This is a genomic window from Halobellus marinus (assembly GCF_032113415.1).
Classification (GTDB): Archaea; Halobacteriota; Halobacteria; order Halobacteriales; family Haloferacaceae; genus Haloquadratum; species Haloquadratum marinus.
In genome coordinates this window covers 85,521-99,126 of sequence record NZ_CP134946.1, presented here as the reverse complement: position 1 = coordinate 99,126, position 13,606 = coordinate 85,521, and the positions used below count along the sequence as shown (strand labels likewise).

Genomic DNA, 13,606 nt, shown 5'->3' with positions numbered 1-13,606 from the left:
CGCCGCACGGCCGAGCGTGACCGATGACCGGACCAACCGACGGGCGCGAGACCGACGCGGCCGACATCGACGTGCGGCCGTACGAGCCGGCGACCGACGACCGCGAACTGTGGGCACTCAAGCGCGGGTTCGAGCGCGGCATCGGCGCGGAGACCGGCGGCGCGGAGAAAGAGGGCGTCTACGAGGCCAAACTGACCGAGGACTACCGCGAGCGGTGGCTTGCGTGGGTGGACCGATGCGTCGGCGAGGATCCGGACTGCGTCGTCGTCGCCGCCGCGGTAGCAGCGGACGGGGAGACGACCGACACGGGCGGGGCCGACCCGCTCGTCGGCTACGCGTTCGTCCTCCCGGAGTCGCTCTCGTTCGTCTGGGATGCCGCCGTCCTAAACGAGCTCTACGTCGCGCCCGCGTATCGAGGCACGGGCGTCGCCGACGACCTCTTCGAGGCGGCGCTCGCCCGTGCCCGCGGGCAGGACCTGCCGCTCGATCGGATGGTCCTCGACGTCGATCGGGCAAACGAGCGGGCTCGGGCGTTCTACGAGCGCTACGGCTTCGAGCACTGGGGTGAGATGGTCGCGCGCGAATTGTGAGCGCCCGCGGCGTCGACGCCCCGGTCACTCCCCGGACGCGAGCGAACCGACGGCACCACCCACGGCACCGAAGACGAGCGGGTAGACGATACCGACGAGCAGAATGGCCGTCACGAGCGTCGGGCCGGCGGTGGCGTCGCCGACGTCGATGCCGAAGAGGAAGGCCCCGAGGACGCCAAGCGGCAGGTACCCGAGCAGGACCGTCGCGCCGCTCAGGGCGCCGGAAAGCGGCGTCTCGGTGTGGCTGGCCGCCGCCGCCACCCCGCCGGCGAGCAGCAGGAGAACCGGCGGTAGCAGGAACAGCGCCGCGGCGAATCCGTCCTCGCCGCCGACGAAGTTCGTCGCCGTGGATCCGAGCAGCCCGGGAATCTCAGTCGTGACGAAGTGCTCGTTGTAGAACACCCAGCCGACGATCTTCCAGGTGCCGGGGTCGCCAGTCGCGACTTCCAGGATTCTGGAAGCGATCGAGTTTTCGATCCGCTGGCCGGTCGCGGCGTACGTGAGCGCGTAACCGAGGAGGTACGCGAGCACGCCGCCCAGCGCACCTGCACCCAGGGTGCGGGTGCCGAGTGCACTGGACGGGGAGGGTGTCGACGAGGGTGAGGACTCGGGCTGTGACATCATCCGACCAAGAACGCGCATCCGTAGGAGTCTTCTGGTCGGCGGATCGCCAGTCGGCGGGTTCGGTCTGTCGAATTTTTCGTCATCCGACAGCCCAGGGTCGGAACGGAGACGTTGCGAAGCCGCTCACTCGATGCCGGCGGGCGGTTTCTCGCGACGGCCGGTCACCTCGTCAGGCTGCAGCCGGTAGAGCTGATAGTCGAGTTCCTGGACCGGTTCCTCGGTGATCGTAAAAAACGGGATGTCGATCGAGCGGATCGCTTCCACGATGGTCCCGTCGATGCTCGCTTCGGGGATCTCCGAGAGCGGGCCGCGGACCACCACCGACTGCCAGCCGCGGTCGCCCTCGACAGTGACGACGAGCACCGCCCGGTTCGATTGCTCGACGTACTCCCGCTTCTCGGAGTCGGTCCCGAAGCCGAGGCGGAGGTAGACGTCGCCGGCTTCGGCTTCGTAGCCGTACGAGATTGGAACCGCGTACGGGTCGTTGTCGTCTGCGAGTGCGAGCACGCCGACGCCGCCCCGGCCGAGGAGTTCGTCGATCTCCGCTCGATCCAGTACGACGGATTCGTTGTCTCGGGACATATGTGAACATTTGTCCTACAATAGCATAAACTGTCGCTCGACTGGCGGCTCGTCCTCGCGTGTCGGCGGCGGCCGATCGACCCCACCCCACAACTACCCTATAGTAGCGGTTGCAAGTCCTCGCTCACTCGATCGCACGCAGTCGTGCGGTCGGATGCGCAGTCAGTTGCGACGATACTATAGTGAACTCCCCTAGTCGCTCACGGTTGATCTGGCTCGATCAGTGGCGGCGATAGGGCGCAACCACTATACGGGATTCAGTCCAACTGCGCGTAATGACCGACTGGACGGAGAAGTACCGCCCGACGACGTTGTCGGCGGTCCGCGGCAACGACAAGGCCCGCGATGCGCTCCGGGAGTGGGCGGAGACGTGGCCCGAGCACCGCGAACCCGTCGTCGTCCACGGGGCCCCCGGCGTCGGGAAGACGTCGGCCGCCCACGCGCTGGCGAACGATATGGGCTGGGGGATCGTCGAGCTAAACGCCTCGGACGAACGGACCGGAGACGAGATCGAGCGGTTCGCCGGGCGTGCCTCGCGGAACACGACGCTCGCGAGCGCGGCCAGCGGCGAGGAGGGCCGGCAACTCATCGTGATGGACGAGGCCGACAACATCCACTACCAGTACGACCGCGGGGGCAAGCGCGCGGTCACACAGCTTTTGAAGGAAGCAGGCCAGCCCATCGTCCTGATCGCAAACGAGTACTACGATATGTCCCAGGGGCTCAGAAACGCCGCCCGGGAGATCGAGTTCCGTGACATCTCTCCACGGTCGATCGTCCCCGTCCTCCGAGACATTCTCCGAAAAGAGGGGATCGAGTTCGACGAGGAGGCCTTAGAGCGGATCGCAGAGGCGAACAGCGGCGACCTCCGGGCGGCCGTAAAGGACCTCCAGGCGACCGCAGAGGGGAAATCACACGTCACCCTCGAGGACGTGACGACCGGCTCGCGGAACCGGGCTGTTGGTCTCTTCGAGTTCCTCGACGCCGTACTCAAGGAGAAGCCCGCACAGGACGCACTGCAGACCGCCTACGACGTCGACGAGACCCCCGACGACCTGCTCAAGTGGGTCGAGGACAAGGTCTCGTTAGTCTACGAGGGCGAGGAACTCGCCCGCGCCTACGAGTTTCTCTCGAACGCGGACGTCTGGACCAGTCGTGTGTACACGACCGACTTCGACTACAGCTGGTGGCGCTATGCGACCGACAACCTCGCCGGCGGCGTCGCGGCCGCGCGGGACCGCACCCGCGGCGGCTGGACCAGATACGGCGGCGCACCCTACCGCTCGACGCGAGATTCGACTCGCGGCGAGGTAGTCCGCTCGATCGCCGAATCCGGCGGCTTCTCGATGGCGACCGCGCGGCTCGACGTCCTGCCGTTTCTCGCGGCGATGACGCACCACTGTAAACCCCGGGAACTGACCGTCGCGATGGCCGCGTGGTACGACCTCGACGAGGCCGCGGTCTCCTATATCACCGGAAGCGGGGAGACGACGAACAAGGTGCAGTCGATCGTCGAAGACGCCGCCGACCTGCGCTCGGAAGCGGTCGAAGATCACGCCGGCGGCGCCTTCGTCGAACGCGAGGGCGAGGACGTCGCAGACGCGGGCGCGAACGGAGCGGACGCAGCGGACACAGAGCCCGACGGGGAGAGCGGGAGCGACGACGGAGACGACCAGCAGACGCTCGACGCGGACGTGTTGGATCGTTCCGACGATGAATCCGCGGACGGCTCCGCGGCGGATGCCGACGAGCGCGAAGAGTCGGAGCAGCCCGACGATCAGGCCGGGCTCTCCGACTTTATGTGATCACGGGGTCGGCAGTTGCCCGCGGGATGCCACCGCTTCGAGCACGGGGGCGGCGACTGCAACCGGCCCGGCCAAGAGCGCGCCGAGTACAGCCGCCTCGATGGAGCCAGTGAGCGTCAGACCGCTGAGCGCGCCGCCGACACCCCCGAGTGCGTAGCCGACAGTCGCGTACCACAGCCCTCGGCGCCACGACGCCTTGCCGACAACCACCGTCAGCGCTGCGCCGACGGCGATGGGGATGCCTTCGGCAACAACTGCGACGACCAGTCCGCCGCCGACGACGCCGAGGGCGAATCTCACGAAGCCGACGGCCGCGCCGACTGGTGCGTCCTGCACACCGTCGATACCGGACGTCGTAACGAAGACGGCGAGGCCGACCGCGATCGCCGCGGTGTGGACACCGAACAGCGTCCAAAGGAGGGATTTGCGGGTCGCTCGCGCGACGAGCAGGCTTCCGCCCGCCAGGAGGGGCAGCGCGAGGAGTGTCACACCCACGGCGAGGAGGGCGACGAAACCGGCGCCGGGGACGTTGGTCACGGGCGGATGTACACGGGGTGCGAATAAGTGCTTTGTCCGCGAGCGGCCGTGAAACGGTACAGCAATCCGGATCAGTCGCCACCGGGGACGCCAAGTGCGTCGGCGGACCGACTGCCCTCCCGCGCGGCGTACCACGCGAGTGCGACGAGCGCGAATGCGGCGAGGCTGCCGCCCAGCGAGACGTACTGCAGCGTGCCGCCGTACACGAGTCGGCCGGCGACGAGCAGGGAGACGACGATGAGCGCGGCTGCGCCAGCGAGGCGGGGAACGCGGGAGGCTCCGACAGCCCCCGCCGTTGACGCCGACCAGACGGTCGCTGCGAGGAGCGACGCGTACGTCCCGAGCCCAAGCAGGTAGTACGCCGCCTGCACCGGCGGGCCGAACGCGAGGAACGTATGCGGTGTCAGCACGACGAGGACGGGCAGCAGCAGGCCCGCCGCGCCGAGCGCTTTCGTAACTGGCCCCGTCGTCCCCGACGATCCATAGCTCCACGCGGCCGCCAGCGCGACCCCGGTGAAGATGATCGACGCCGTTCCGAAGTGCGCAAGCAGGACGAGCCACTCGTAGGTCGTCACCGTGAGCGCGCCGAGGATGATCTGCGAGGGCAGCAGGATCGTCGACACTGCGAGCGCGAGACGAACCCGGCGGTCGGCGTCCTGCCGCCACGCCAGGATCGTCGTCCCGAGAACGACGAAGCCGGTGATCATCGCGACGAGGCGGTGGAACCACTCGACGAAGCTACTCCAGTTCGCCGGAAACAGCCCGAGATAGCCGTCACAGAGCGGCCAGCGGCCGGCGCAGGTCAGGCCGGCACCCGTCGCGGCGGTGTACACCCCGAGTACCATCAGGACGCCGGTAAGGGCGGCGGAGACACCGACGAACCGTCGGAGGCGCGTGTCCATATCCGCAACTCGGGAGCGGAGGCACTTGAATGGCTCTCTCGACGGCGAAGGGAGCCTCGTCGTCACGCCGTGGGAGCCCCAATAGATGCGCCGCGGCGCTATCGGCACGTTTCATAATGATTACTCCCACTTTTTCGCGCCGAGCGCCGTCAACGGGGGTGGCGCCCGGCGGGAAGAGACGAGAGTAATCATTATCAAGTCGCGGCGAGGCGAGACTGAGGTATGAACGAGGAGGAGACCGACAGATGAGCGACGAGACGCCTCCGGGGCCGCGGCCCGACGAGTCGGGGGCCGATTTCGCCGAGCAGCAACTCGATCACCGACGCGAGCGGCTGTCGGCCTTCCTCGACAGCGAGGGCCTCGACGCCGTCTGGTTCGGCCGCCCGAACTCCTTCGCGTGGCTCACCGGCGGCAGCAACGTCGTCGACCGCGATGCCGACGTCGGCGTCGCGGCCGCCGGCTACACCCGCGAGGACGGCTTCGTCACCATCACCGATAACATCGAGGCCGAGCGCCTCGCTGCCGAGGAGTTACCCGACCCCTTCGACGTCGTCTCCGTTCCGTGGTACGAGTCGTCCCTTCGCGGGGCCGTCGCGGAGGCGACTCCCGGCGCCGGCGCCGCGGATTTCGACGTTCCCGGACTGGCAGCCATCGATGCGAGCCGGCTCCGTCGTCCCCTGTCGGCGACCGACATCGACCGATATCGGACGCTGGGCCGGGAGGTCGCAGCCGCGATCGAGCGAGTCGCGCGGGAACTCCGGCCCGAAGATACCGAACGCGAGGTGGCCGCGGGTCTGCGTATCGCGCTCGCGACCCGGGGTATCGAAGCGCCGGTCGCGCTCGTCGGCGGCAGCGAGCGCGCCCGCACCTACCGGCATTTCACGCCCACGACGGCCGAACTCGGCGAGTACGCGCTGCTGTCCGTGACCGCCGAACGGGGCGGGCTCTACGCGAGTGCGACGCGGACGGTCGCGTTCCAGGACGCCCCTCCGTGGCTCACCGAGCGCCACGAGACGGCAATGCGCGTGGAGGCCACCGCGATCGATGCGACCGTTCGGGCGTCCGGTGTCGGAGCCGGCGGCGAGGAGGACGCGCCCGGGGGAACGGCCGGGGGCGTTTTCGCGGCGATCAGAGACGCCTACGAGACGCTCGGCGAACCCGGCGAGTGGCGGCAGCACCACCAGGGTGGCGCAACCGGGTTCGCCGGTCGAGAGTGGTTTGCGATGCCCGAAAGCGACGAACCGGTGGAGACGCCACTCGGGTACGCGTACAATCCGACGGTCCGGGGCGCCAAATCTGAAGACACCGTCCTCGTCACCGACGCGGGCGCCGAAGTGCTGACGACCACGGGCCAGTGGCCGACGCAGTCGGTGACGTCGGTGGCCGACGACGAGTCCAGCATCGAGAGACACACGGTATACACTCCAGCCGAGGAGTGACCTGTCGGCGGTCGCACACAGACCGCCGGACGTCGACCCGACCGTGTGATTCGTTGTCTGTCGAAACAGCCTTCGACAGGTAGCTTTTTTTGTACCGATATCCTCGCCGCGGCTATGGGACTAGACGACGACGCACGTGAATATCACCGCACGGAGCCAGCGGGGAAGATCGAGATCTCGACCACGAAGCCGACGAACACCCAGCGGGACCTCTCTTTGGCGTACTCGCCGGGCGTCGCCGCGCCGTGTCGCGACATCGACGCCGATCCCGACCGGGCCTACGAGTACACGGCCAAGGGCAACCTCGTCGGCGTCGTCTCGAACGGCAGCGCGGTGCTCGGTCTCGGCGACATCGGCGCGCAGGCGTCGAAGCCGGTGATGGAGGGGAAGGGCGTGCTGTTCAAGCGCTTCGCCGACATCGACGTGTTCGACGTCGAACTCGACCTCGCAGACCCCGACGCCATCGTCGAGACCGTCCGGGCGATGGAACCGACGTTCGGCGGCATCAACCTCGAAGACATCAAAGCCCCCGAGTGTTTCGAGGTGGAGTCGCGGCTGCGTGAGGAGGTCGACATCCCGGTCTTCCACGACGACCAGCACGGCACCGCGATCATCTCCGGCGCCGCATTGCTGAACGCCGCCGACGTCGTCGACAAGGATCTCTCGGATCTCCGCGTCGTGTTCTCCGGCGCCGGCGCCTCCGCGATCGCGACGGCGCGCTTCTACACCACCCTCGGCGTCCGGAAAGAAAACATCGTGATGTGTGACTCCTCGGGCGTCATCGGAACCGACCGCGAGGAACTCAACGAGTTCAAAGCCGAGTTCGCCTCCGACATCGAGGCCGATACGCTCGCTGAAGCGATAGACGGCGCGGACGTGTTCGTCGGCCTCTCGGTCGGCGGCATCGTCTCACAGGAGATGGTCGCCTCGATGGCGGAGAACCCGATCGTCTTCGCGATGGCGAACCCCGACCCCGAGATCAAATACGAGGACGCGAAGGCCGCTCGCGACGACACGGTGATTATGGCGACGGGCCGCTCGGACTACCCGAACCAGGTGAACAACGTCCTCGGGTTCCCGTTCATCTTCCGCGGCGCGCTCGACGTCCGCGCGACCGAGATCAACGAGGAGATGAAACGCGCGGCCGCGAAGGCGCTCGCGGACCTCGCGCGGCAGGACGTGCCGGACGCCGTGGTGAAAGCCTACGGCGACCAGCCACTGCAGTTCGGCGCCGACTACGTGATCCCGAAACCGCTCGATCCGCGGGTGCTCTTCGAGGTCGCTCCTGCTGTGGCGAAAGCGGCGATGGAGTCCGGCTGCGCCCGCAGCGAGGTCGATCTCGACGCCTACGAGGAGCGCCTGGAGGCGCGGCTGGGCAAGTCCCGCGAGATGATGCGCGTCGTCCTCAACAAGGCCAAATCCGACCCCAAGCGTGTCGCGCTCGCGGAGGGCGGCGACGAGAAGATGATCCGCGCGGCCTACCAGATGCAAGAGCAGGGGATCGCCGAACCGGTCCTCATCGGCGACGCCGACTCGATCACCGGCACGGCGTCGGAACTGGGGCTGGACTTCGAGCCGGAGGTCGTCGATCCCCGGGGCGGCGACTGGGACCGGTACGCCGACCGCCTCTACGAACTGCGACAGCGGGAGGGTGTCACGAAGCGCGAGGCCCACGAGCGGATCCGCGGGAACAGCAACTACTTCGCCAGCGTGATGGTCGAGGAGGGCGACGCCGACGCGATGCTCACGGGGTTGACCCACCACTATCCCTCGGCGCTCCGCCCGCCGCTGCAGATCATCGGCACCGCGCCCGACGCCGACTACGTCGCCGGGGTCTATATGCTGACGTTCAAAAATCGGGTCATCTTCGCCGCCGACACGACGGTCAATCTCGATCCCGACGCGGAGGTGCTCGCGGAGATCACCAAACACACCGCCGACCTCGCCCGCCGGTTCAACGTCGAACCGCGCGCCGCGATGCTGTCGTACTCGAACTTCGGCAGCGTCGAGAACGACCGGACCCGGAAGGTCCGTGACGCCGTCTCGCTCCTCCACGACGACGCGGAGGTCGACTTCGCGGTCGACGGCGAGATGCAGGCCGACACCGCCGTCGTCGAGGACATCCTCCGCGGGACCTACGAGTTCTCACAGCTGGAAGAGCCCGCGAACGTCTTAGTCTTCCCGAACCTCGAAGCCGGGAACATCGGCTACAAGCTCCTCCAGCGGCTCGGCGGCGCGGAGGCCATCGGCCCGATGCTCGTCGGGATGAACAAGCCCGTCCACGTCCTCCAGCGGGGCGACGAGGTGAAAGACATCGTCAACCTCGCGGGCGTCGCCGTTGTCGACGCACAGGAGTAGCAGATCCGGCGGCTCGCTGATAGAGATCCGCCACTCGGTGGCGCTTCGATCGTGAAGTTGCGGGGTCGCCGATTCTATACGAGATCCATCGCCTGTTCGGTCAACCGGTAGCGATACGCTGGTCGCACAAACACGATCTGCCCGTAGTCTTCCGATTTTGTGACTTCCTCGGAGGATTCGATCGCTTCGACAGCCGTATTGAGTCGGTCCACTGGGTCACCGGACCGTAGATAGTCGATGACCTGCTCTGGCTCGATACCGAACTCCGTAGCCAGGATACTTCGATTTGTTCGACCGGCCCCGTCAGCGACGGCGACAGACGGTGCTGACACGCGGGTATGTGGGCCGTCCCGCTCTGCAGCGTCTTCGGAGAGCGCCGTGACCTGCAGTTCGTCGTCGATATGCGCGATCAGCGCATCCAGATTCGCTTCCGCTTCCTCAGTTACCTGCCCATTCACGATGTCGTCAAGCCGCTCGCTGATCGCAAAGACGTCCGGTCCGGGCGGCGCGGTCTGGGCGAGCACTCCAGCGTCGACAAGGTGATTCAGTACTGTTCGCGGTTGGTACTCGACGTCGATATCGAGCGAGTCCAGTAGCTCCGTTCGCTTGATTCCCTCTTGCTCGGGGCCCATCCCCGCGTTGTAGAACGCCTTTGCAACGCTTACCTGATCGTCGACGCTGTGTGTGTTCCCCTTTCGTTCCCGGATATACCGCTCCAAGCGGGCGAAATCTGTGTCGCTATCCTCGTCAATCGTGAGCGCGTCTCTGACGTTGTCTGGAAGTTCTGGACGCGGCGCGTCACGGTGCCGCTGGGCTTTCTCCGACAGGCGCGTGTTGTCGTAGAGGGCACGCGCGACGGGGAGCCCACGGAGATAATTGTACTCGTAGAGAATTTCCACACCGTGTTCGGTCAGGCCGTAGAACTGACTGGGAAGATCGCGCGCGTCCTCGTTCGGTGGATGCCGATAACAGTCGATGATATCGTTGTCACTGAGAACCTCCAGCTGGTCCCGGATTGCGGCCTTGTTCTTCGGCATCATATACGCCAACTCATCGAGTGAGGGGAGATGCTCCGGGTGGCCGAGGATGAACTGCAGAATCAAGTGCCGCGTCTCCTGGGAGAGAAGGTCGTAGATCTGCCGCTGCTCTTCGAACGGACCGCCACCCTCCGCGGCAGGCGCATCACTCATAATCTCGCTTGGGAGTACCTCGGCGATGCGAATAATACTTTGGATCAACTGGTGTGGTTAATTAGCGTATTAGCCATATTAGTCGGTAACCTATTTATTCACTCCCCGAGGAGCACGCAGTATGGCTGACCCCGGCCCGCCCCCGAATGCAGCGGAGATTATGGAGAGTGTGAACGACGCGCTCCAGGGTCTCGAATTAGAACCTCACGAAACATCGGAAATACTTGGGTTCGCGAGCCGAGAACTTCCACACCTTCACACCCCCGAGGACTCGTATTTCATCCTCGGCAGTTACCGCGACCCATACCTTCGACGGCTCCGCATCGTCCAGAACGAACTGGACAAGCGCCTCGGTACATACCCATTCCTGATGGCCGATCTCTCCGAGTTGGATATCGACCGGCTCCCCGTCTTCCGCATCCGATTCACTCTGCTCGCCGCGCATACCGATACCATCGTCGCCGTGTATGAACAGGACGCCGGGGGTGAAGTCACCGAACTCGGCAAGATCAGCACGACACCGTACTTCGACAAATCGTACGTGCTGCCGCGGGACTACGCGTGGATGAGCGAACAGAACCTCGCTACGGAAACAGACGTCATCGCGGCCGCCGCGACGATCTACTTCAACGACGATCTCGACGAAGCGGCTACCGAAGAAGAGCTGGATTCGCTCATCACCGCAGCCAACAAAAAAGACATCAGTCTCACGAAACCAGACGTCATCGACCGTTTAGAGGAACGAGAGGACAGCGAACACGCACCCGTCTCATACAGCTGGGTTCACCTCAACGAGTTCCGTCTCTTCGAGCTCCAGGACCGCTGCTTCGCCTGGTCTAGTCCGGATGACCTCCGCGATGTCGTCGATGATGTGCCGTAGTACTGGGTCACCAGGCTCTATCGGTTGACGGTGTGCTGCACTCACAGCGCGACGCGCGTATCGTGACTCAGTCGCTCGCCCGGCTCTCGAACCGCGACGGCGGCGGGTACTGCGGATCGCTCGACTCGGCAGCCTCGGCCACCGGATCGGCGTCCCCGTCGACGATGGGTTCGGGGATCACACAGCGATCCGGCCCCTGGTTCACGTGGGCGTAGTCCCGCGGCGTGTTCGCCAGCGGGTGGGCGGGGTTCTCTCGGCCGTCGATGCGTGCGGCCCGCAGTTCCGCGAAGCGTGCGATGCGGGCGCGGATGCCGCGCCAGTGGGACTCGCTGCCCGGCGGGATCCGTCCGCCATCGCCCGGCCGCCAGCCGCCGTCGCCGCCGCTTGCGGCCAGCACCTCGCCGTTGACCGCCCCCGCGAGCTCGTCGTGATCGACGAGGACGCCGACGCGTGCGTTGTCGGGGCTGTGCGCCGCGAGGACGTCGAGGCCGAGGTGCAGCGCCCGATACTCCGCGACGTTGTTGTTCGGCGCTGTGTCGGGGACGGACACGCGCGTGACGCGCGTCCCGTCGCCCGTCTCGATGACCGCTCCCAGTCCGCCCCCGTCGCGGCGATACGACCCGTCGGTCGCGACGTAGAAGTGTCGGTGGTGTGTTCGCGGCGGGTGCGCGATGTGGGGCGTCGGGGAGTCGTCGAACAGGTCGCGGAGCGTCTGCCGGCCGTGAGCGGCCATACACCCGCTTGCGACTGGGGGCTCTTAAATATACCCTCGATAACGGCGCGACAGCGTCGACGGCTGACAACCGAACAGTCGACAGTATTAGACACCGAGGCCTCGAAGACCGGACTATGACTCCGATCGAAACCCTGACGGCCCGCGATCTGATGACGACCGACGTCGAGACGGTCTCGCCCGACGACGACGTCAGCGAAGTACTCGGCCGACTCGCCCGCGCGGAGTTCAACGGCTTCCCCGTCGTCGACGAGACGGACGCAGTCGTCGGGATCGTGACCCAGACCGACCTCGTCGACCTGTTTCAGACCCGTGATCGGACGCTGTGGATCCCCGTCGGCTTCCCGCCGTTCCTCGAAACGCTCACCTACGCCGTCGACGTCTCGTGGGACGACCTCGATCTGGGGATCGACCTGCTGCGGAACACCAACAAGCCGATCAGTTCGGTGATGACCGAGGACGTCGTGACCGTCGATCCCGACACCCCGATCGACGAGATACTCGACCTCCTGGCCGACGACGAGCGCGACATCAACCGCCTGCCGGTGATCGAAGACGGGACGCTCGCCGGAATCGTCGCGCGCCAGGACGTCATCCGCGCAATCCGCGACGAGCGACGGGCCGCCGAGGGCGAGGCCAGATAAAAACGAGTCGTGAGTGGCCTCACGACGATCCTGAAGATACGTCGTGAACGGCCGCCCGCGACGTAGACGATCGGTGCGACAGGTGAGGTCTTCCCTGCAGAACGAAACGTTGAGGGCGGCCGCCGCCACACTTCCGCTGTGACCCGGTATCGGAACCTGCTGCTGTTCGTCCTCCTCGCGGCCGCGTGGGGCTCGGCGTTTATGGCCATCAAGGCCGGTCTCGCGTACATCCCGCCGGTCCTCTTCGCGGCGCTCCGCTACGACGTCGCCGGGATCCTGATGCTCCTGTACGCGTTCTACGTGACGGATCGACCGATCCCGCGCGGTCGAGCACAGTGGACCGTCGTCGCGGTCGGCGCGACGCTGATCATCGCCGGCTACCACTCGCTGCTTTTCATCGGCGAGACCGATCCGGCGGTCACCTCCGCGGCGGCGGCTGTCATCGTGAGCCTCAGTCCGGTCCTGACGACCGGCTTCGCGCGGCTGTTCCTCCCCGACGAGCGGCTGACGATCGTCGGGATCGCGGGACTGCTGCTCGGCCTCGTCGGCGTCGTGATCCTCTCGAACCCCGACCCCGACAACCTGCTTGCCGGCGGTGCCGTCGCGAAGCTACTGATCTTCGGCGCCGCCACGGCCTTTGCGCTCGGCTCTGTGCTGACCCGACGGATCGACGCGGATCTCCCGATCGAGACGATGGAGGCGTGGTCGATGATGGGTGGTGCGCTCATTATGCACGGGATCAGCCTCGGACTCGGCGAGTCACCGGCCGACGCCGTCTGGAACCTCGAATCGCTGGCGGCGCTCGCGTACCTCGCGTTGGTCGCCAGCGCCCTCGGCTTCCTGATCTACTTCGACCTGCTGGACCGGCTCGGCCCGATCCAGATCAACCTCGTCTCCTACGTCGCGCCGGTGTTCGCGGCGCTCGCCGGGTGGGTCGTCCTCACCGAGGTGCCGACCGTGTACACCGTCGTCGGCTTCCTCGTCATCTTCGTCGGCTTCGTACTGGTGAAGCGGCGGGCTGTCCGGGCGGAGCTCCCCAGAATCAGGCGGTTCGTCCTCCGGTCGTAGGTGCCACTGCCGTATCGAATCCGGCCCGCGAAGGAGGGAGGACCGCGGTGATGTAGACATCACTCCCGACCGTCGTCTATGTGCCGGATCGGATCGACGGAGCGAGAGCCGAGCCACAGCGGGACAGGAAGCGTCTCGGGGAGCGGTCGCTGTCGGTCGTGAGGGGTATCGTGGTCACGGCACAGGAGACGCTCGCCGGACTTCTTTCCGCCCGTCATATGATAAACTATTGAGAATAACATTAAATCATTTAG

At 66.2% G+C, this 13,606-nt stretch carries 14 protein-coding genes; 7 read left to right on the top strand and 7 right to left on the bottom strand.

Annotated features, from left to right (window positions below; genetic code table 11):
- Positions 1-23 precede the first annotated feature (23 nt).
- Positions 24-590 (top strand): GNAT family N-acetyltransferase, encoded by a 567-nt coding sequence (locus tag RJT37_RS00495; protein ID WP_313686860.1) that lies wholly within the window; start codon positions 24-26, stop codon positions 588-590.
- 24 nt (positions 591-614) lie between these two features.
- Here the strand turns inward: RJT37_RS00495 and RJT37_RS00490 are convergent, their stop codons facing one another.
- Positions 615-1,211, bottom strand: a complete 597-nt coding sequence (locus RJT37_RS00490) for a DUF7978 family protein (RefSeq protein ID WP_313686859.1) — start codon at positions 1,209-1,211, stop codon at positions 615-617.
- A 126-nt stretch (positions 1,212-1,337) separates the two neighbouring features.
- Entirely contained in the window at positions 1,338-1,796 is a 459-nt protein-coding gene (locus RJT37_RS00485) for a pyridoxamine 5'-phosphate oxidase family protein (RefSeq protein WP_313686858.1), read from the bottom strand.
- A 275-nt stretch (positions 1,797-2,071) separates the two neighbouring features.
- On the opposite strand from RJT37_RS00485, the gene RJT37_RS00480 reads away from it, so the two are divergent.
- Entirely contained in the window at positions 2,072-3,601 is a 1,530-nt protein-coding gene (locus RJT37_RS00480; protein WP_313686856.1) for a replication factor C large subunit, read from the top strand.
- Here RJT37_RS00480 and RJT37_RS00475 read toward each other — a convergent pair whose 3' ends face one another.
- Together RJT37_RS00475 and RJT37_RS00470 are read right to left on the bottom strand one after the other, a co-directional pair.
- Positions 3,602-4,138: a hypothetical protein gene (locus tag RJT37_RS00475; RefSeq protein WP_313686854.1), complete on the bottom strand. Its 537-nt coding sequence runs from the start codon at positions 4,136-4,138 to the stop codon at positions 3,602-3,604.
- A 71-nt stretch (positions 4,139-4,209) separates the two neighbouring features.
- Entirely contained in the window at positions 4,210-5,040 is an 831-nt protein-coding gene (locus RJT37_RS00470) for a COX15/CtaA family protein (protein ID WP_313686852.1), read from the bottom strand.
- Between the two features lie 245 nt (positions 5,041-5,285).
- On the opposite strand from RJT37_RS00470, the gene RJT37_RS00465 reads away from it, so the two are divergent.
- Both RJT37_RS00465 and RJT37_RS00460 read left to right on the top strand, forming a co-directional pair.
- Positions 5,286-6,479, top strand: a complete 1,194-nt coding sequence (locus RJT37_RS00465; RefSeq protein WP_313686850.1) for a M24 family metallopeptidase — start codon at positions 5,286-5,288, stop codon at positions 6,477-6,479.
- Positions 6,480-6,593: 114 nt separating this feature from the next.
- Complete coding sequence (locus RJT37_RS00460; RefSeq protein WP_313686848.1) at positions 6,594-8,837, top strand: NADP-dependent malic enzyme; 2,244 nt, start codon at positions 6,594-6,596, stop codon at positions 8,835-8,837.
- A 74-nt stretch (positions 8,838-8,911) separates the two neighbouring features.
- On the opposite strand, the gene RJT37_RS00455 is transcribed toward RJT37_RS00460, so the two are convergent.
- Positions 8,912-10,027, bottom strand: coding sequence for a hypothetical protein (locus tag RJT37_RS00455; protein WP_313686846.1), 1,116 nt, complete (start codon positions 10,025-10,027; stop codon positions 8,912-8,914).
- A 121-nt stretch (positions 10,028-10,148) separates the two neighbouring features.
- Between RJT37_RS00455 and RJT37_RS00450 the strand changes: the two genes are divergently transcribed.
- Positions 10,149-10,907 (top strand): DUF8170 family protein, encoded by a 759-nt coding sequence (locus RJT37_RS00450; protein WP_313686845.1) that lies wholly within the window; start codon positions 10,149-10,151, stop codon positions 10,905-10,907.
- 67 nt (positions 10,908-10,974) lie between these two features.
- Here the strand turns inward: RJT37_RS00450 and RJT37_RS00445 are convergent, their stop codons facing one another.
- Entirely contained in the window at positions 10,975-11,640 is a 666-nt protein-coding gene (locus RJT37_RS00445; protein WP_313686843.1) for a ribonuclease H family protein, read from the bottom strand.
- Between the two features lie 116 nt (positions 11,641-11,756).
- Between RJT37_RS00445 and RJT37_RS00440 the strand changes: the two genes are divergently transcribed.
- Positions 11,757-12,284, top strand: a complete 528-nt coding sequence (locus tag RJT37_RS00440) for a CBS domain-containing protein (protein WP_313686841.1) — start codon at positions 11,757-11,759, stop codon at positions 12,282-12,284.
- Positions 12,285-12,422: 138 nt separating this feature from the next.
- Positions 12,423-13,352 carry a DMT family transporter gene (locus tag RJT37_RS00435; protein WP_313686839.1) on the top strand — a complete coding sequence of 310 codons (930 nt, stop codon included), beginning with the start codon at positions 12,423-12,425 and terminating at the stop codon, positions 13,350-13,352.
- A 59-nt stretch (positions 13,353-13,411) separates the two neighbouring features.
- Here RJT37_RS00435 and RJT37_RS00430 read toward each other — a convergent pair whose 3' ends face one another.
- On the bottom strand, positions 13,412-13,570 hold the full coding sequence (locus tag RJT37_RS00430) for a hypothetical protein (RefSeq protein WP_313686838.1): 159 nt from the start codon (positions 13,568-13,570) through the stop codon (positions 13,412-13,414).
- Between the last annotated feature and the right edge of the window lie 36 nt (positions 13,571-13,606).

What these genes read in the sequence shown, in the direction of transcription:
- RJT37_RS00460 (WP_313686848.1), top strand. Translation starts at nt 6,594, where the DNA reads ATGGGACTAGACGACGACGCACGTGAATATCACCGCACGGAGCCAGCG.
- RJT37_RS00445 (WP_313686843.1), bottom strand. Translation starts at nt 11,640, where the DNA reads ATGGCCGCTCACGGCCGGCAGACGCTCCGCGACCTGTTCGACGACTCC.
- RJT37_RS00495 (WP_313686860.1), top strand. Translation starts at nt 24, where the DNA reads ATGACCGGACCAACCGACGGGCGCGAGACCGACGCGGCCGACATCGAC.
- RJT37_RS00490 (WP_313686859.1), bottom strand. Translation starts at nt 1,211, where the DNA reads ATGTCACAGCCCGAGTCCTCACCCTCGTCGACACCCTCCCCGTCCAGT.
- RJT37_RS00465 (WP_313686850.1), top strand. Translation starts at nt 5,286, where the DNA reads ATGAGCGACGAGACGCCTCCGGGGCCGCGGCCCGACGAGTCGGGGGCC.
- RJT37_RS00440 (WP_313686841.1), top strand. Translation starts at nt 11,757, where the DNA reads ATGACTCCGATCGAAACCCTGACGGCCCGCGATCTGATGACGACCGAC.
- RJT37_RS00470 (WP_313686852.1), bottom strand. Translation starts at nt 5,040, where the DNA reads ATGGACACGCGCCTCCGACGGTTCGTCGGTGTCTCCGCCGCCCTTACC.
- RJT37_RS00480 (WP_313686856.1), top strand. Translation starts at nt 2,072, where the DNA reads ATGACCGACTGGACGGAGAAGTACCGCCCGACGACGTTGTCGGCGGTC.
- RJT37_RS00430 (WP_313686838.1), bottom strand. Translation starts at nt 13,570, where the DNA reads ATGACGGGCGGAAAGAAGTCCGGCGAGCGTCTCCTGTGCCGTGACCAC.
- RJT37_RS00455 (WP_313686846.1), bottom strand. Translation starts at nt 10,027, where the DNA reads ATGAGTGATGCGCCTGCCGCGGAGGGTGGCGGTCCGTTCGAAGAGCAG.
- RJT37_RS00450 (WP_313686845.1), top strand. Translation starts at nt 10,149, where the DNA reads ATGGCTGACCCCGGCCCGCCCCCGAATGCAGCGGAGATTATGGAGAGT.
- RJT37_RS00485 (WP_313686858.1), bottom strand. Translation starts at nt 1,796, where the DNA reads ATGTCCCGAGACAACGAATCCGTCGTACTGGATCGAGCGGAGATCGAC.